At 57.9% G+C, this 16,932-nt stretch carries 13 protein-coding genes; 10 read left to right on the top strand and 3 right to left on the bottom strand.

The genetic code is table 11. The annotated features are described in order from the left end of the window. The 4 genes from ADS46_RS06100 to ADS46_RS06115 all read left to right on the top strand — a co-directional run. On the top strand, positions 1–1,971 hold a 1,971-nt coding region (locus ADS46_RS06100), incomplete at its 5' end, for a carboxyltransferase domain-containing protein (RefSeq protein ID WP_156524482.1). Between the two features lie 63 nt (positions 1,972–2,034). After that, complete coding sequence (gene atzF / locus ADS46_RS06105) at positions 2,035–3,858, top strand: allophanate hydrolase (protein WP_066317649.1); 1,824 nt, start codon at positions 2,035–2,037, stop codon at positions 3,856–3,858. A 409-nt stretch (positions 3,859–4,267) separates the two neighbouring features. Then, positions 4,268–4,633, top strand: coding sequence for a hypothetical protein (locus tag ADS46_RS06110; protein WP_066317651.1), 366 nt, complete (start codon positions 4,268–4,270; stop codon positions 4,631–4,633). A gap of 10 nt (positions 4,634–4,643) precedes the next feature. Beyond that, positions 4,644–6,722, top strand: coding sequence for a pyrroloquinoline quinone-dependent dehydrogenase (locus tag ADS46_RS06115; RefSeq protein ID WP_066317653.1), 2,079 nt, complete (start codon positions 4,644–4,646; stop codon positions 6,720–6,722). A gap of 73 nt (positions 6,723–6,795) precedes the next feature. Here the strand turns inward: ADS46_RS06115 and ADS46_RS06120 are convergent, their stop codons facing one another. From ADS46_RS06120 to ADS46_RS06130, 3 genes are all read right to left on the bottom strand, one after another. Then, complete coding sequence (locus tag ADS46_RS06120; protein ID WP_066317655.1) at positions 6,796–7,917, bottom strand: hypothetical protein; 1,122 nt, start codon at positions 7,915–7,917, stop codon at positions 6,796–6,798. 31 nt (positions 7,918–7,948) lie between these two features. Further along, entirely contained in the window at positions 7,949–9,655 is a 1,707-nt protein-coding gene (gene leuA, locus ADS46_RS06125; RefSeq protein ID WP_066317658.1) for a 2-isopropylmalate synthase, read from the bottom strand. A 320-nt stretch (positions 9,656–9,975) separates the two neighbouring features. Next, the gene (locus ADS46_RS06130) at positions 9,976–10,845 is read right to left on the bottom strand and encodes an ion transporter (protein ID WP_066317661.1); all 870 of its coding nucleotides are present in this window, start codon (positions 10,843–10,845) and stop codon (positions 9,976–9,978) included. 167 nt (positions 10,846–11,012) lie between these two features. Between ADS46_RS06130 and ADS46_RS06135 the strand changes: the two genes are divergently transcribed. Genes ADS46_RS06135 through ADS46_RS06160 form a run of 6 tightly spaced genes read left to right on the top strand, consistent with a single transcriptional unit; the run spans position 11,013 to position 16,871 of the window. Further along, entirely contained in the window at positions 11,013–13,850 is a 2,838-nt protein-coding gene (locus tag ADS46_RS06135; RefSeq protein ID WP_066317664.1) for a monovalent cation/H+ antiporter subunit A, read from the top strand. Further along, a complete protein-coding gene (locus ADS46_RS06140; RefSeq protein ID WP_066317667.1) occupies positions 13,850–14,182 on the top strand; it encodes a Na+/H+ antiporter subunit C in 333 nt (110 codons plus the stop codon). Before ADS46_RS06135 ends, ADS46_RS06140 begins: the two co-directional genes overlap by 1 nt. Beyond that, on the top strand, positions 14,179–15,690 hold the full coding sequence (locus ADS46_RS06145; protein ID WP_066317669.1) for a monovalent cation/H+ antiporter subunit D: 1,512 nt from the start codon (positions 14,179–14,181) through the stop codon (positions 15,688–15,690). The genes ADS46_RS06140 and ADS46_RS06145 overlap by 4 nt, the downstream gene beginning before the upstream one ends. After that, on the top strand, positions 15,687–16,184 hold the full coding sequence (locus ADS46_RS06150; RefSeq protein ID WP_066317673.1) for a Na+/H+ antiporter subunit E: 498 nt from the start codon (positions 15,687–15,689) through the stop codon (positions 16,182–16,184). The genes ADS46_RS06145 and ADS46_RS06150 overlap by 4 nt, the downstream gene beginning before the upstream one ends. Beyond that, a complete protein-coding gene (locus ADS46_RS06155) occupies positions 16,178–16,447 on the top strand; it encodes a K+/H+ antiporter subunit F (protein ID WP_066317677.1) in 270 nt (89 codons plus the stop codon). The genes ADS46_RS06150 and ADS46_RS06155 overlap by 7 nt, the downstream gene beginning before the upstream one ends. A gap of 37 nt (positions 16,448–16,484) precedes the next feature. Continuing rightward, positions 16,485–16,871 carry a Na+/H+ antiporter subunit G gene (locus ADS46_RS06160; RefSeq protein ID WP_066317683.1) on the top strand — a complete coding sequence of 129 codons (387 nt, stop codon included), beginning with the start codon at positions 16,485–16,487 and terminating at the stop codon, positions 16,869–16,871. The last annotated feature ends 61 nt before the right edge of the window (positions 16,872–16,932 follow it).

The raw sequence follows: 16,932 nt of genomic DNA on the forward strand, positions 1-16,932 counted from the left end.
CCTGCCGGTGCCACCCTGACCCTGGGCAAGGCCGACGCAGGCGCTCGCGCCTACCTGCTGGTACGCGGCGGCATCGATTGCCCGCGCTATTTAGGCTCGCGCAGCACCTTTACCCTGGGCCAGTTTGGCGGCCATGGCGGCCGCGCGCTGCGCAGCGGCGACATGCTCGACTTACCCGCGCTCACGCCTGCCCCGACGACGCAGCTTGATAAGGCGCTGATCCCCACCTTCGGCCATCGCGATGGCGGGAAGACCTGGCAGGTAGCCGTGCTTTACGGCCCCCACGGCGCGCCGGACTTTTTTACCGATGACGATATCGAGCAATTCTTTGCCCACGAGTGGGAAGTCCACTACAACTCCAGCCGCACCGGCGTGAGGCTGATTGGCCCACGCCCCGAGTGGGCGCGAGCCGACGGCGGCGAGGCGGGCCTGCACCCTTCCAATATCCACGATAACGCCTACGCCTTCGGCACCATCGACTTTACCGGCGATATGCCGGTTATCCTCGGCCCCGATGGCCCCTCGCTGGGCGGCTTTGTGTGCCCCGCCACCGTGGTGCGCGCCGAGCGCTGGAAGCTGGGTCAACTGGCGGCCGGTGACAACATACGCTTTGTGCCGGTGAGTCTGGCCACCGCTCGCACCCTGGAAGAGCGCCAGCTCAACCAACTGGCGTCTCTCACAGCAGCGCCCGTCGAAGAGATTCAGCCTGAGCGCGATACCCCCATCGTCCGCGACGTACCCGCGGAGCAAGCCGGTGAGCGCATTGTTTACCGACGCGCCGGAGATGATTTCCTGCTGATCGAATTTGGTGCCATGGAACTGGATATCGCCCTGCGCTTTCGGGTGCACGCCTGGATGCTTTGGCTGCAGGAACACTCGCTGGCCGGCCTGCGCGAGTTAACCCCCGGCATCCGCTCGCTGCAGATTCACTACGAGCCCCTGGAACTGACCCTGGATGAACTGCTCGCCCACCTGCAAAACGCCGAGCAGGCCCTGGTCAACGTGGAGTCGCTGGAAGTCGAGTCGAGGGTGGTACACCTGCCGCTCTCCTGGGACGACCCCGCCTGCCAGGAAGCCATCGACAAATACCAGCGCAGCGTACGCCCGGATGCCCCCTGGTGCCCCAGTAACCTCGACTTTATCCGCCGCATCAACGCCCTGGAAAGCGAGCAGCAAGTGCGCGATATCGTCTTTGATGCCCGCTACCTGGTAATGGGCCTGGGGGATGTCTACCTGGGCGCCCCCGTTTCGACCCCGCTTGACCCGCGCCAGCGGCTGGTGACCACCAAGTACAACCCGGCCCGCACCTGGACCGCCGAAAACTCCGTAGGCATCGGCGGCGCCTATCTGTGCGTTTATGGCATGGAAGGCCCTGGTGGCTACCAGTTTGTCGGCCGCACGCTGCAGATGTGGAACCGCTACCGCACCACACAGCACTTTGAAAACCCCTGGCTGCTGCGCTTTTTTGACCAGCTACGCTTTTTCGAGGTCAGCCACGACGAGCTAACCCAGATTCGCAGTGATTTCCCCCATGGCCGGTATGACTTACCCATTGAGACAACGCGTTTTCGCCTGGCGGATTACCAGGCCGAGATCGACAGGAACGCCGAGGCGATCGAGAGCTTCCGCGCCAAACGCGAAGCCGCCTTCCAGGCGGAGATGGCCGCCTGGCGGGCCAATGGCCAGTTCACCTTCGAAGATCAGGCCCCGGAAAGCGCCGAAGTCACGGCGCTGGATGACAACGAAATTGGCATCGAAAGCCCCGTCACCGGCAGCCTATGGAAGTTGCTGGTTGAAGAAGGTGACCAGGTCACGGCTGGCCAGCCGGTGGCCGTGGTGGAGTCGATGAAAATGGAAGTCGAGATCGCCACCCACTGCGATGGTCGCGTTGTTCGCCTGCCGCTTGCCGAGGGAGCATCCATCGCCCCTGGGCAGCCGGTCGTGGTGCTCAAGAGTGAGGAAAAGACGTGATACTGACCCACGAACAGCGCTTTAGAGCATTCCGCCACGGTTTATAACGACAGGATTTTCCTTATGACACAGCGCCTAGCACTCGATATCCAAAACCTCCTTGCCGCCTACAAGCAGGGTGAGCTCACCCCTGAAACGTTAATCGACGCGCTGCTTGCGCAAGCCGACGCACACGGCAGAGAGCCCGCCTGGATTACTCGCTTGAACCGTGAGCAGTTGGAACCCTATTTAAAGCGCCTGGAAGGCGAGTCGCCGGAGACATTGCCGCTTTACGGCATTCCCTTTGCGATGAAGGACAACATCGACCTGGCGGGCATTCCCACCACGGCAGGCAGTCCCGCTTATGCTTATACCCCCACAGAAAACGCCTTTGTGGTGCAGCAACTGATCGATGCGGGCGCGATCCCCATGGGTAAAACCAACCTGGATCAGTTTGCCACCGGCCTGGTGGGTGAGCGCGCCCTGAGTGACTACGGGGTACCGGCCAATGCCTTCAACCCCGACTATATTACCGGCGGTTCCAGCAGCGGCTCGGCGGTGGTCACCGCTGCGGGCATGGTGAGCTTTGCGCTGGGCACGGATACGGCGGGTTCCGGACGCGTCCCCGCCTGCTTTCATAATTTATACGGTGTTAAGCCCAGTTTGGGGCTACTCAGCACCCGCGGTGTGGTGCCTGCCTGCGCGACGCTCGACACGATCAGCCTGTTTACGCTTACCGCCGACGATGCGGCGAAAGTGCTCGACATCACCGCCGCCTATGACGACCAGTGCGCCTGGTCCCGCGAACACAACTTCACCCTGCACGGTAAAGGCTATGGTAAAGCACCAGCTACGTTTCGCTTTGGGGTACCGCCGCAATCCCAGTGGCAAACCGATGGCGCTTACACCCAGGGCATGCACCAGGCGGTTGCCGAGCTTGAAGCGCTTGGCGGCGAAAAAGTCGAGCTGGACTGTTCGCCCCTCCTGGCCGCAGCGCGCCTGCTTTATGAAGGCCCTTGGGTAGCCGAGCGCTATCATGTGATTCGCGATTTGATGGAGAGCCACCCAGAGGCGGTGCATCCGGTCACTTTCCAGATTACCCAGGGTGGTGCCACGCCGCTGGCCGTGGACGCCTTTGATGCCCGTTATAAACTCGCCGAGTACAAGCGTCAGGCCGACGCATTAATCGGCCAGGTGGATGTGATGCTCTCACCCACCACGGTGACCCACCCCACCAAGGCAGAGGTGGCGGCGGACCCTATCGGCGTGAATTCACGCCTGGGTACCTGGACCAACTTTATGAACCTCCTCGACTACAGCGCACTGGCCGTGCCCATTGGCTTTACCGAAAAAGACCTGCCGGTGGGCGTGACGCTGTTCGGGCCGGTATTCGACGATTTGAAACTGCTCTCCCTGGGCCGCGCCCTCGAAGCCCGCTTAATGCTGCCGTTAGGTGCCACTGGCGTTGCCCATCCGGCGCTCGCGACGCCACTCACCCATGCCCAGGACGGCAGTATGGAGCTGGTCGTGTGCGGTGCACACCTGCAGGGCTTGCCGCTTAACCATCAACTGACTGAACGCGGTGGTGTGCTGGTTAGCAGCACTCATAGCGCGCCGCGCTACAAGCTGTTTGCTCTGGCAGGCGGGCCACCCAAACGCCCGGCGATGGTACGCGACGCCAACGGCCAGGCCATTGAAGTGGAAGTGTGGCGTTTGCCGATTGAGACGCTGGGCAGCTTTTTAGCAGGCGTTCCTGCTCCGCTGGGTTTAGGCCAGGTGGAGCTTGCCGACGGCAGCTGGAAATGCGGCTTTATATGCACCGCAGGGGCACTCAATGAAGGGGGCGAAGCAGAGGACATCACCGAATTTGGCGGCTGGCGCGGTTGGTTGAAAACCCAGACCGGCTAAGACCAGCAACCTGCTTACCTGTTCTCAAAAGCCTCTAGCAGCCTGTCGGGCTTGACCGATCGTCGCGAGAATCACGGATTTTGAGCCAAATTTATCGATCGATTGAGGCGAATAGCGCGCTATTTAACGAAATCGATCGAATAAAGTTGGCCAAAATACCGGGATTCGCAGTAGATCAGTGTTAAGTCCGACAGGCTGCTAGGTCATAATGTCATTGGCAGTGATTCAAGGCCCACTAACGACGCACTTGCACAAGTGATAACGCCGAAAGTGGGTCTTTTAGCATCTTCAAAGTGGCCTACTAAGGTCGTAAAAGCATCGTTTTCTGCTAAAGTTATAGGGCTAATGATTTCCGACATTGACTTAGCCTCAATGTTGGCTACCTCAATCACCAGGAGGCCAACACGTTATGTCGTCACCCTTCTCTCCAAAATCTGGCGCTATTCTCCTTCTGATAGCCTCACTCGCCGGTCTTGCCGTCGCTCTGTATGCCTACTTCACCCCACTGACGGGGGTCACGGGAACACTCGGGGCACTGGTTGCCATCGTGGCCTGTATCGCGCTTGCAGTATTGGCCCTACTTCTTGCAACTGTAAAAAGGCGTGGCACTTCCATTGCCCTGCGGATACTCATTCTTATAGGCCTCGGCGGAACATTTTTCGCTGCAATGCTGCTCCATCAGTGGTGGATCGGCGTTGCGATGGTAGTGGGCCTGATCGGCCTGGTTCTTGATCTTTTCCGCCCGGCGCGCCATGCACGCCTCACCCATTCTTAAGGAGCTGCTCATGACGACGTTTTTATCCGCCACAAGCACTCCGTTTAAACCCATTACATCTGGTTTAGGCGCGGTTACCGCTCTGACAATTTGCCTAACGCCCCTGCCGCTAATGGCTCAGGAACCGTCAGCAGAGACGGAGCAGCCAACGGCTCAAGAGGCGCCAGGGGAGCAAGCACCAGCAGACCAGGAAAGCGCTTTAGCGGAAGAAGCACCTAGTGGCCCATCGATTCCCTTGGTACCTGGAGAGCCGATCTGGGACAGTTTCCATGGCCAGCTTAACGCCCAGAAATATAGCCCACTTGATCAAATCAACGCTGATAACGTCGGCGAGCTGGAGAAGGTGTGGGAAATCCATACCGGCGATGTCGCCGATGGTTCGGGCGATTTACCCGCGACGGTCTGGTCTGCCACGCCGGTGTTTGCCAACGACACGCTGTATATCGGCACACCGTTCTACCGGATCCTGGCGCTTGACCCCGCAAGCGGGGAAGAGAAATGGAGCTTCGATACCCAGTCCTCCCTTGAAGCACTGACCCAGCCCGCCCTGAAGAATCGCGGTGTGGCTTATTGGGAAGCCGACGACCCGCAAGCAGGCGAACCCTGCCAGAAAGTCGTCTATATGGGCACCATGGATGCCCAGCTCTTCGCAGTGGATGCCGATAGCGGCGAACGGTGCACGGACTTTGCCGACAACGGCGTACTCGACGTCAATCAGTGGAATGACACCAATGACAAATGGCCGTTGTCGCTATTGCAGCCTCCGACCGTCGTAGGTGATCGCCTGATACTCGGTTGGGCCGGCATGGATTGGGCTTATGAAGAGACCCCGCCCGGCACCGTATTTGCCATCAATGCCCGCACCGGCGAGCGCGAATGGACCTTCCAGGCGCTGTCTGATGAGATGCGTGAGCAGAGCGGTACTGCCAACGTCTGGACGCATATGTCCGCCGATGAAGAGCTTGGTTTGGTGTATTTACCCGTTTCTTCGCCATCGCCGAACTACTGGGGCGGCAACCGCACCGAAGAAGTACCTCTGGGCACATCGACCACCGCGGTGGATGTCGAGACTGGCGAAGTGGCCTGGTCGCGGCAGTGGGTTCACCACGACATCTGGGATTACGATATTAATGCCGCCCCAACGTTGATGGACATTACCGTCGATGGCGAGGAGATCCCGGCGCTGATTCAGGCAACCAAGATGGGCTTTCTTTTCGTCGTCAACCGCGAAACCGGCGAAGACGTCTGGCCGATTGAAGAGCGCCCTGTGCCAGGCGGTGACGGCTCGGTCGAGGGCGAAGTGTACGCCCCGACACAGCCTTTCCCGACCAAACCAGCGCCACTGCTAGATCAGTCCGAGAAACCCGAGGTCTGGGCGCTGGCCGATGCGGTCAGCTTTGGAGAGTGCTCGGCGCTGTGGGACGACCTTCATTACGAAGGCATGTACACCCCGCCGACTACCCAAGGTGAAGGCACGCTTGGCTACCCCATCAGTGCAGGTGGTGTCCAGTGGGGCGGCGTCGCCTTTGACCCACAAAGCCAGACCGCCATCGTCAACACCTCGCATATTGTGCAGTACATAAAGCTTTATAATCGCGAAGACTATGAGGCAGCGAACAAAACATCCGGCAACGAGAGCGGCTTTGCCCCCCAGGAAGGCGCGCCCTACGGCATGCGCCTTGAGGTGGCGCTCAACCGGTTCGGCATGCCCTGCTGGGAGCCGCCTTTCGGTGAACTGGTCGCTCTCGATATGACGACCGGCGACGTGAAGTGGCGAACCCCGGTAGGTGCTTCACAGCAATATGGCTTCTTTATGCCCGAAAGCTGGGGCTCGCCCACCATCGGTGGCCCGGCGGTAACTGCTGGCGACGTTATCTTTATCGGCGCTTCCATGGATGCCAAGGTGCGTGCCTACTCCCTGGAAACCGGCGAAGAGCTGTGGTCGGATCAGACCGAAGCCCCCTCGGTCTCGAACCCTGCTGTCTACGAGTACAACGGTCGCCAATACGTCGCCTTTGTCTCCGGTGGCAACAGTATCTTGAAAGACCAGGTAGGCGATCAGGTGGCGGTTTACGCCCTGCCGGAATAACGCTTGCGGTTGATCAATAGATAACCAACGGGGCGGCCTTAAGGCCGCCCCACTTATGTTAAACCCCATCTACTTAGTCAGTCTCCTCGGCTTGCCGTTGAGTCCGCTTGGCTAACGCATGGTTAGCTGTTCTAAAACATAACCGCATCAAGGGCACCAGCAGCCACAGCAGCGGCGTCAACAGCCAGCGATAAGCCAGTCGCGCCACTATCAGTACTGGCAGTAGCACGACCAGCCAGACAAGAAACTGGCCCAACCATACCGGCCAGCCCAGCCAGGTAGACAGGTTGGCACCCAGCGCGCTGACCAGGCTTGGGTGGCGAGCCACCACATAGGCGGTGCCCGCGACCGCGGTAACCTTGGCCATACGCGGCAGGGTCGCAAAACGCCCGCCTGAGGCAACCATTCCCTGGCGCAAACCCGCGCGAGCGCCCTGGGCTTCCACACTGCCCACCCGGGCAGCACGAGCGGCCCTGCCTGCCCGCAGCACCTTAGCGGTGCTGGCCATGACCAGTAGATCGACACCCGCCCAGCCTAGATCGGCGGCGCCAATGGCATCGCCCCGCCGCCACTGACTTTCAAGCTCACGCAGACCGCTGGTAAAGAAATCGCCAACTCCAGAGACCAGCCGCTCGCCTTGCAGCCACTCAACGTCCCCCTCGTCATCTACCACAAACTGGTTAAGCAGTGCATGGCCATTGGTGTCCAGCATCACGATACCCATTTGTCCACGGCGATAGGGAGTAAGCGCGCTCGTCGGTGCTTCGGTTTCGTCACCCCACAAATGGCTAACTTGTCGGTAACGCTCGCCAAACCAGTGTTGAGCACTTAACGTGGCGATATCGTGATCGCGAAAGTAGCTGATGGGCAGTACGGCGTCGGCACCGTAACGGACCAATACGCTCTGGAATTCCGGCAAATGGCCATAGTCGGTGAGCACACCGCGGGCCACATCACCATGGCGGGTCAGCGCAAGATAGGCGCTCATCCAGAGCGCCTGATCATGTGAGTAACTCAGGAATAGTGCGTTGAGATCCGGCGTTTCATGCTGGAGTGTCGACGCCAGTGCGGGCAGCGCCTGCTTGGCTTCCAGGCGTACCAGTTTGGACTCAAACGGTTCGTGGGAAGCCACGGTTGATGCTAGCCCAGCAATCACCATCGCGATTAACACTATGATCTGCCAGGGCCGCCTCATTGCCTGCCTCGCTCAATTGAACATCAACGGATTACGCCAATGTTTCCGCGGTCACGTTCGCTGCCGGTTGCTGATTAGAGTAATGGCGATTGATGGCGCTCAATACGCCTTTCATCGAGGCGCTGGTAATGCTTTCGTCATTACCGACACCGAACACCGCCTTGCCGTCGATGCGGACTTCCACATAGGCAATGGCCTCTGCATCGGCACCCTGACCACGGGAATGCTCGTGGTAGTCGATGATTTCCACATCGTGCCCGGCAGCAGCCAGCGCTTTCACAAAGGCGGCGAGCGGTCCGTTACCTTCGCCGTTGAGCGTTTGACGCTCGCCATCCTGCTCGACCACGGCGTCCAGCGTTACCTTGGGGCTATCAGGCTCTGACGATAAACGGTGGTTGACCAGCGCAAAGGGCGAGCGTTGCTCCAGATATTCATCGGCAAAGGCCTGGTAAATCATCTGCGAGGTAATCTCTTTACCGGTGCGGTCGGCCACTTCCTGCACCACCTGGCTGAACTCGATGGAAAGCCGACGTGGCAGTTCGATACCGTGCTCCTGCTCCAGCAGGTACGACACCCCGCCTTTACCCGACTGACTGTTGACCCGAATCACCGCCTCGTAACTACGCCCTACATCCAGCGGGTCGATAGGCAGATAGGGCACGTCCCAGAAAGCATCGGGGTTGGCGCGACGGTCCAACATGCCTTTCTTGATCGCATCCTGGTGGGAACCGGAGAAAGCGGTAAACACCAGATCGCCCACGTAAGGATGGCGCGGGTGCACCGGCAACTGGTTGCAGTACTCCACTTCGCGCATCACCGGGGTGATATTGGAGAAATCGAGCTGCGGATGAACCCCCTGGGTGTACATGTTCATGGCGAGGGTGACGATATCGACATTGCCGGTGCGCTCGCCATTGCCAAACAGGGTGCCTTCAACGCGATCAGCCCCCGCCATCAGCGTCAACTCGGCGGCCGCCACCCCGGTACCCCGATCATTATGAGGGTGAACGCTGACAATCAAGTGGTCGCGATTTTTGACGTTGCGGCAGAACCACTCGATCTGGTCGGCATAGTTATTCGGCGTGGCGACTTCTACCGTGGCCGGCAGGTTGACGATCATCCGGTTGTCGGCGCTGGGCCCGAAGGTTTCCATGACCGCTTCGACGATTTCGACGGCAAAATCCATCTCTGTGGTCGTGAAAAGCTCGGGCGAGTACTGGAAGGTCCAGTTGGTTTCAGGCGCTGCCTTCATTTGGTCGCGAATTTGCGCCGTGGCCTCGGTGGCAATATTCACGCATTCGGCTTTATCCACGTTGAACACCACGCGCCGGAACATCGGATCGGTGGCATTATAAACGTGCACGATCGCGTTCTTGGCGCCTTTCAAGGCTTCGAAGGTGCGCTCAATCAAGTGCGGACGCGCTTGGGTCAGCACTTGAATGGTCACATCTTCCGGGATCTTGTCTTGTTCGATCAGCGTGCGGACAAAATCAAAATCGGTTTGCGAAGCAGAGGGAAAGCCGACTTCAATCTGTTTGAAGCCGACCTTCAGCAGCATGTCGAACAAGCGCTGCTTGCGCTCATGATCCATCGGGTCGATCAATGACTGATTGCCATCCCGCAGGTCAACACTGCACCAGATCGGCGGCGTTTCAATCCGCTGACTGGGCCATTGGCGGTCAGGCAGGTCCACCGCAACAAACTGGCGGTATTTTTTGGCGGGATCAGACAACATCATGACGGCTCTCCAGGGCAAGTAGGGTGAAAATATTCGATTGGATGGACGGCGGGCGTGCCAACGAAAAACGCCCCATCGCCAGTAAAGGCCATGGGGCGTAGATCATAAGAGTTTGTCGGGCGCACGGTAATAACAGAGCGGCACCCTACAAATTGAATTGATTCAATAATTCCAGTGTTTGTAACCATGTCTACCTCGCCACTAAGAAAACCAACGACAATGCCAGCAGCACTGCCCGACCCTGATATTCAGAGACGGGCGCTTAGTAGTCGTAGGTCTAGCGCAAAGGTGTTCATGGATGTATTCATACGCCTAGAAAATCAGTCTTGGCTGGGTTTGTCAATATCCGTGCGCGCATTATCAGCCCTCTGCCCTGACAGGGCTGCCTCCATTCGGTCTAGCTGGCTGCGCATTTCACTGACTTCGTTGCGCAACGCGTGCGTCTCATCAACATCTTCTCCATTGTTCAAAACATCGAGCGCGGCGCTCTCTTTCTGCATCACGTCCAGTACGATGCCAATCATCATGTTGAGGAAAATAAACGCGGTCAGAAAGATGAACGTCAGGTAGTAAATCCAGCTCCAGGCATAGACTTCCTGGGTGGCATAAAGAATATCCGTCCAGTCTTCAAAGGTGGCGATACGAAACAACGTCAGCATCGAAATGGAGATATTGCCCCACAAGAAGCTGTCGACGTCGGCAAACAGGAAGCTGCCAATGGCTGCGTAGATGTAGAAGATAATGAACATTAACAACACCACGTAGCCCATACGCGGAATGGATTTCACCAGGGCTGAAAGCAGCATTTGCAGCTCGGGAATCATCGAGACAAGGCGCAGCACGCGGAAAATACGCAGTAGCCGCGCCAGCAGGACCATCTCGGAATCGTCCATGGGGATCAGGCTGGCGGTCACGATGACAAAATCAAAGATATTCCACCCTCGCCTGAAAAAGCGCACCAGGCTCCCTTCAGCCGCTATTCTGATGAGGATCTCTACCAGGAAGAAAACCGTGATGGCCAGGTCGAGATAGAGAAGCCATTGCTCAAAGCGCGAGGTCTCCTCTTCATAGGTTTTAGCGCCGATCACCAGCGCCGAGATGACGATAATCGCGATCACAAAGGCTTCAAAAAATTTGTTCGAACGCAGAGTTTCGAAACGCTGCTGCCATGTGTCGAAAGGTTGATTCATAGGGTTAATTGGCTCGCTTGGGTTGACGGCGTCACTTTATACTAAAACTTCACAATGCCACTACAAGTGATATCCTCTTGTTTAATTTGCGGTCTCCGATGCCTCAGCCGACGCGGTTACACTGACGGCTGATGGGCTTTTTTTGATTTTTGCGCTGGATGACTCCCATGACACTGCTGTGGATAGCCTTACTACCTTTACTGGGCGTCTTGGTGCCGGTCCTCAACGCTCAACGCAGCCGCATGGCCTGCTCGTTGGCAACCGCCCTGCTGCCGGCCATTGCCCTGCTGCTTACCTTGATGCAGATACCCGCACTACTCGACGGCGAAACATTGCGCTTCGCCGTTGGCTGGCTGCCAGAGCTCAACCTGGAACTGGCCCTGCGCCTGGACGGCCTGTCGCTGTTGTTTAATATTTTAATCATGGGCATCGGGCTGTTGATACTGCTCTATGCTCACTTTTATCTGGCAAGTGACGAACCCGTAGGCCGTTTTTACGCCTTCATGATGCTGTTCATGGCCTCCATGGTCGGTATTTCAATGTCCGACAACCTCATCCTGCTGTGGCTATTCTGGGAACTCACCAGCCTTTCATCGTTTTTATTGATCGGCTTCTGGTCCCACCAATCGGAAGCGCGTAAAGGGGCAAGAATGGCGCTCACCGTGACGGGCGCTGGCGGCTTGGCGCTGTTGGCAGGGCTTCTGTTGCTGGGAGATATGGCAGGCAGTTTCAGCATGGGAGACGTTCTGGCCAGTAGCGACAGGATCATCGCCGACTCGCGTTATCCTCTGATGCTCGGCCTGGTTTTACTCGGTGCTTTTACCAAATCAGCCCAGTTCCCGTTTCATTTTTGGCTCCCCCATGCCATGGCAGCCCCGACGCCGGTTTCGGCCTACCTGCATTCGGCCACGATGGTGAAGGCCGGTATTTTCCTCATGGCAAGGCTGCATCCGGCAATTGCCGACAGTGAGCTATGGACTGTGGTTGTATCCCTCGTGGGCACCGCCACGCTGCTTTACGGGGCCTGGTTTGCGCTATTCAAAACCGATTTGAAAGGCATTCTGGCCTTTTCCACGGTCAGCCACCTGGGGCTGATCACGGTACTGTTGGGTATCGGCAGTCCCATGGCCGTGCTGGCAGCCCTGTTTCACATTCTCAATCATGCCACCTTCAAAGCGGCGCTGTTCATGAGCGCGGGCATTATCGACCATGAAGCAGGAACACGGGAACTCAAGCAGTTGGGTGGCCTGAAAAAAGCCATGCCGGTGACCGCGCTGCTGACCACACTTGCCGCCGCCTCGATGGCGGGCGTGCCGCTGTTCAACGGCTTTCTCTCCAAAGAGATGTTCTTCACTGAAACCCTGGAAACCCCGGTGCTGGGAGGCTTGAGCTGGTTGCTGCCTGCGCTGGCCACGCTGGGGGGTATTCTTTCTGTGGCTTACTCGCTGCGCCTGGTGCATGCGGTATTCTTCAAACCTGCCCGCGAGGCACCGCCCAAATCTCCCCACGAGCCACCACACCTGATGCGTTTACCTGTGGAAATTCTGGTTGTGCTGTGCGTCGTGATCGGTCTGCTACCCGCCCTCACCGCCACACACCTGCTCGATCTTGCCACCCAAGCGGTATTGCAGCGTCCGCTGGATTTCAAACTGGCGATCTGGCATGGCGTCAACCTGCCGCTGATGATGAGCGTTGCGGCATTATTGATCGGCACCGCCCTGTATTGGCGCCACAGCGACATGCGCCTGTTCACCCGGCAGTTTGCCAGCGTCGATGCCCGGCGGGTGTTCGAGCGCTTTGTGGTAGCGATAGGCTACCGTGCTGAACAGTTCCTGGCTGTTTTTGAGGGCAATTCATTACAGCGCTACATGACACTGTTGCTATCCGCTGCCTTCGTGATGGGGCTCATCGGGCTGGTCCAGGTCACCGATCTAACAGGGGCGGCAGGCAACCAGCCGATCGACGGCGTAGTGATTCTGGGCGCAGTGATGCTCATCTTTGGCGGCATCGCAACCGCGGCCACCCATCGTTACCGTCTGATTTCATTGCTCATGCTGTCGATTGTCGGGCTGTTTGTGGCCCTCACCTTTGCGCGTTTTTCAGCGCCGGACTTAGCGCTGACCCAGCTATCCGTAGAGGTGGTGACCATGATTCTGCTGATGCTGGCGTTGTTCTTCCTGCCGCAGAAAACACCTCAGGAGTCGAGCCCGCTGCGCAATGTCCGCGACATTCTGCTGGCAGGGTCGCTGGGGCTGGTGATTGCCAGCCTCAACTATGCGGTGTTGACCCGGGAAACGCTGTCGATCTCCAGCTTTTTTGTCGAAAACAGCAAACCCGGCGGTGGCGGCTACAACGTGGTCAACGTCATCCTGGTCGACTTCCGGGGCTTCGATACGCTAGGCGAAATTACCGTGCTTGCCCTTGCAGGCCTTGCGATCTTCAAGCTACTCAACCGTTTACGCCTGTTTATACCGCACAGTGATGGCGAGGGTCGGGTATGGTCGCCGGACCGCTACCCGGCCATCTTGACGTCTGTTTCAATGACGATACTTCCGCTGGCCTTGCTGGTATCAGCGTTTATCTTCCTGCGCGGCCACAACCAGCCCGGCGGTGGCTTCATCGCCGGTTTGATTACCGCTGTGGCGTTGATTCTGCTGTATATGGCCCGAGGTGTGGAGTGGGCGCAGGAGCGCCTCGATTTCCCCTTCCAGCCTGTGGCTATCATGGGTGTCGCGGTCGCGACGCTGACAGGACTTGGCAGTTGGCTGTTCGGCTATCCGTTCCTGACATCGTCGTTTGGCTACTTCACACTACCCGTCGTCGGTGAGTTTGAATTGGCAACGGCGCTGCTTTTCGACCTGGGTGTTTATCTGGCCGTCGTCGGTGCCACGCTCATGATCCTCGCCAACCTGGGCAAAGTGACCACTGCCCACCGTCCGGTGCCCGAACAGACCGAAAAAGACGCTGAGACATCTTCCAACCCCACCAGCAAGGAGCCTCGCTAATGGAACTGCTCTACGCGATCACCACTGGCGTGCTCACCGCCTCCGGACTTTACCTGACGCTGCGTGGGCGAACCTTCCCGGTGGTGGTCGGCCTGACCCTGCTCTCCTATGCCGTCAATTTATTTCTATTTTCCATGGGTGGGCTAACCACCGATGGCGCGGCGCTGGTCAATGAAGGCGATGGCTTCGCTGACCCGCTTCCCCAGGCCCTGGTGCTGACGGCCATTGTGATCGGGTTTGCGATGACCGCCTTTGTGGTCATTCTGGCGATGCGCGCGCGAAGTGAAGTGGGTAACGACCACGTAGACGGCAAAAAGGAAGACCGCGAATGATCCAGCATTTGATTGTTTTACCTGTCGTTGTGCCGTTAATCGCGGGTATCTTGTTACTCTACCAACGCCAGGGAATGGTTCGTTATAAGCGTATTGTCAGCGTGGTAGCCACGTCAGCGCTGCTTTTGGTTGCCATTTGGCTGCTGAACCAAGCCGCCAGTGGAGAAGTGACCTATTACGCCCTTGGCGACTGGCAGCCGCCGTTTGGCATTGCCCTGGTGCTGGATCGTTTGTCGGCGCTCATGTTGCTGGTGACCGCTCTCCTGGCCGTCGGGGCTGTGGTCTTTGCCTGCGGCGGTGATGATGAAAAAGGCAGCAACTTTCACGGCCTCTTCCAATGGCAGCTGATGGGCATCAACGGTGCTTTTTTAACCGGCGACCTCTTTAACCTCTTCGTTTTCTTTGAAGTGCTGCTGCTGGCCTCGTATGCCCTGCTGCTTCATGGCGGCGGCAAGGCGCGCATTCAATCCAGCGTTCATTATGTAGTGCTCAACCTGGCGGGTTCTTCGCTGTTTCTGATTGGCGTGGGCATTCTCTACGGGGCAACCGGCACGCTGAACATGGCGGATATGGCCTCGCGCATGGCCGAACTGCCCGCTGAACGCGAAGGGTTGGTGGTGGCTGGTGCCTTGATGTTACTGGTGGTCTTCGGCCTTAAGGCAGCCATTTTACCGCTGTATTTCTGGTTGCCCCGTGCCTATGCGTCAGCCCCTGCCCCGGTGGCCGCCCTGTTTGCGGTCATGACCAAGGTAGGCATCTATGCCATCTTGCGGGTCTACAGCCTCATCTTTGGCGACCAGGCAGGTAATCTGGAAGCCCTCGAACAACCCTGGGTCTGGTGGCTTTCATTAGCGACCCTGGCCGCCGCTGGGATAGGGGTGATGGCCGCTCGGGATCTGCGCCTGCTGATTGCCTACCTGGTGCTGATTTCCGTCGGCACGCTACTTGCGGGCGTCGGAATGCGCAGTCCTGAAGCCACCTCGGCACTGCTTTACTACTTGATTCATACAACGCTGATTACCGGCGGCCTCTTCTTGTTGGCGGAGATGATCGGCCTGCAACGTGGCAAACCGGGTACGCGGCTAGTCAAGGGTCGGCCCATGGTACAAGGCTCGGCTCTGGCGCTGGCGTTCTTCATCGGGGCGATCGCGGTGGCTGGCTTACCCCCTCTCTCGGGCGCTTTCGGCAAAGCGCTAATGCTCAACGCCGCGGAAGGCAGCCAACGACTTTGGCTCTGGACACTCGTCTTGCTGGCAGGCCTGGCATCGCTCATTGCGCTCTCACGTGCGGGTTCAACCCTGTTCTGGCGCAGTCATCGCGGCCATTTCAGCGGCCGTCCACTGCCCCGTTGCCAGTGGTTTGGCATGGCGTGGCTGTTAAGTAGCTCGCTACTGCTGGTCGTGTTTGCCGGCCCCGTTAGCGACTATACCCAGGCCACCGCTAAGCAATTGGCTAACCCTAGCCTGGTAATCGATACGTTGATCAATGACGCTGGAGGCACCCAATGATTCGATCCCGCGCCTGGTTGCCGACCCCGGTTTTTTCATTGTTGCTGCTTTTCGTGTGGCTACTCCTGGTGCGCAGTGTGGCGCCCGGGCATATCGTATTGGGTGGCGCACTGGCCATTATCATCCCCTTGCTTACCAACCGCTTTTGGGATGCCCGACCGCGCATCAAAAAGCCGTTGCTGCTGTTGCGTTTTGTGCTGCGCGTGCTTGGCGACATCATCACCGCCAATTTTGAAGTGGCGTATCTGATCGCCAACCCATGGCGTAAATTAAATCCCCATTTTGTCGAATACCCTCTGATGCTTGAGGAGCGTTTCACCATTACACTGCTTGCCAGCACTATCAGCCTGACGCCGGGGACGGTCTCCGCCAACCTGCGTATGGACGGTAAATCGCTGCTTATTCATGCCCTCAACGAAACAGACGAAGAGGCACTGATCGAGCAGATTCGGGAGCGCTACGAACGCCCGCTCAAGGAGATTTACGAATGCTAAGCATCGCACTTTATATCACCCTGGCGTTGGTGGTGATGGCACTGCTGATGAACCTCTATCGGCTGACCATTGGTCCCGATTTGCCGGATCGAGTACTGGCGCTGGACACCATGTACGTCAACTCCATCGCGCTGATTGTATTGCTCGGCTTATGGTTGAACAGCAAGACCTATTTCGAATCGGCGCTGCTCATCGCCATGCTGGGCTTTATCAGCACGGTAGCGGTGTGCAAGTACATATTACGCGGGGACATTATCGAATGAACCCGGTCACTCTCTTGGTTATTATACAGGTACGCTTATGTCGCTTTGGGTAGAGGCTTTTATTTCATTATTGCTGATCACAGGCGGCGCTTTTGTATTCGTCGGTTCTTTGGGGATGGCGCATCTTCGCGATTTCTACATGCGCTTACACGGCCCCACCAAGGCAACGACACTGGGGATCGGCTGCATGCTGGTGGCCTCCATGGCGTACTTCTGGAGCATTGACGGCAGACCCGATATTCAGGAATTATTGATCACTCTGTTTTTATTTATTACCGCACCGGTCAGCGCCCACTTGCTTGCCAAAACCGGCCTGCACTTACGCTTGAAGCACATCGATATCACCCAGGGTAAACCCGTGGAGCTTCGCTCCGAGGAAGTCGGTAAAAAGCCTGTCCCTCACCCCGATAAAGGCCATGGCTGATCGATTTTGCCATCCAAACCAAGCGCTGGCACGCTTCCCGGGTTGATGATATTGAGTTGAG

Source organism: Halomonas sp. G11, assembly GCF_001663515.1.
Lineage (GTDB): Bacteria > Pseudomonadota > Gammaproteobacteria > Pseudomonadales > Halomonadaceae > Vreelandella.

Bases quoted from the DNA above. Each gene is read 5' to 3' on its own strand.
- ADS46_RS06145 (WP_066317669.1), top strand. From the start codon at position 14,179: ATGATCCAGCATTTGATTGTTTTACCTGTCGTTGTGCCGTTAATCGCG.
- ADS46_RS06155 (WP_066317677.1), top strand. From the start codon at position 16,178: ATGCTAAGCATCGCACTTTATATCACCCTGGCGTTGGTGGTGATGGCA.
- ADS46_RS06115 (WP_066317653.1), top strand. From the start codon at position 4,644: ATGACGACGTTTTTATCCGCCACAAGCACTCCGTTTAAACCCATTACA.
- ADS46_RS06140 (WP_066317667.1), top strand. From the start codon at position 13,850: ATGGAACTGCTCTACGCGATCACCACTGGCGTGCTCACCGCCTCCGGA.
- ADS46_RS06135 (WP_066317664.1), top strand. From the start codon at position 11,013: ATGACACTGCTGTGGATAGCCTTACTACCTTTACTGGGCGTCTTGGTG.
- ADS46_RS06110 (WP_066317651.1), top strand. From the start codon at position 4,268: ATGTCGTCACCCTTCTCTCCAAAATCTGGCGCTATTCTCCTTCTGATA.
- ADS46_RS06160 (WP_066317683.1), top strand. From the start codon at position 16,485: ATGTCGCTTTGGGTAGAGGCTTTTATTTCATTATTGCTGATCACAGGC.
- atzF (WP_066317649.1), top strand. From the start codon at position 2,035: ATGACACAGCGCCTAGCACTCGATATCCAAAACCTCCTTGCCGCCTAC.
- ADS46_RS06130 (WP_066317661.1), bottom strand. From the start codon at position 10,845: ATGAATCAACCTTTCGACACATGGCAGCAGCGTTTCGAAACTCTGCGT.
- ADS46_RS06150 (WP_066317673.1), top strand. From the start codon at position 15,687: ATGATTCGATCCCGCGCCTGGTTGCCGACCCCGGTTTTTTCATTGTTG.
- ADS46_RS06120 (WP_066317655.1), bottom strand. From the start codon at position 7,917: ATGAGGCGGCCCTGGCAGATCATAGTGTTAATCGCGATGGTGATTGCT.
- leuA (WP_066317658.1), bottom strand. From the start codon at position 9,655: ATGATGTTGTCTGATCCCGCCAAAAAATACCGCCAGTTTGTTGCGGTG.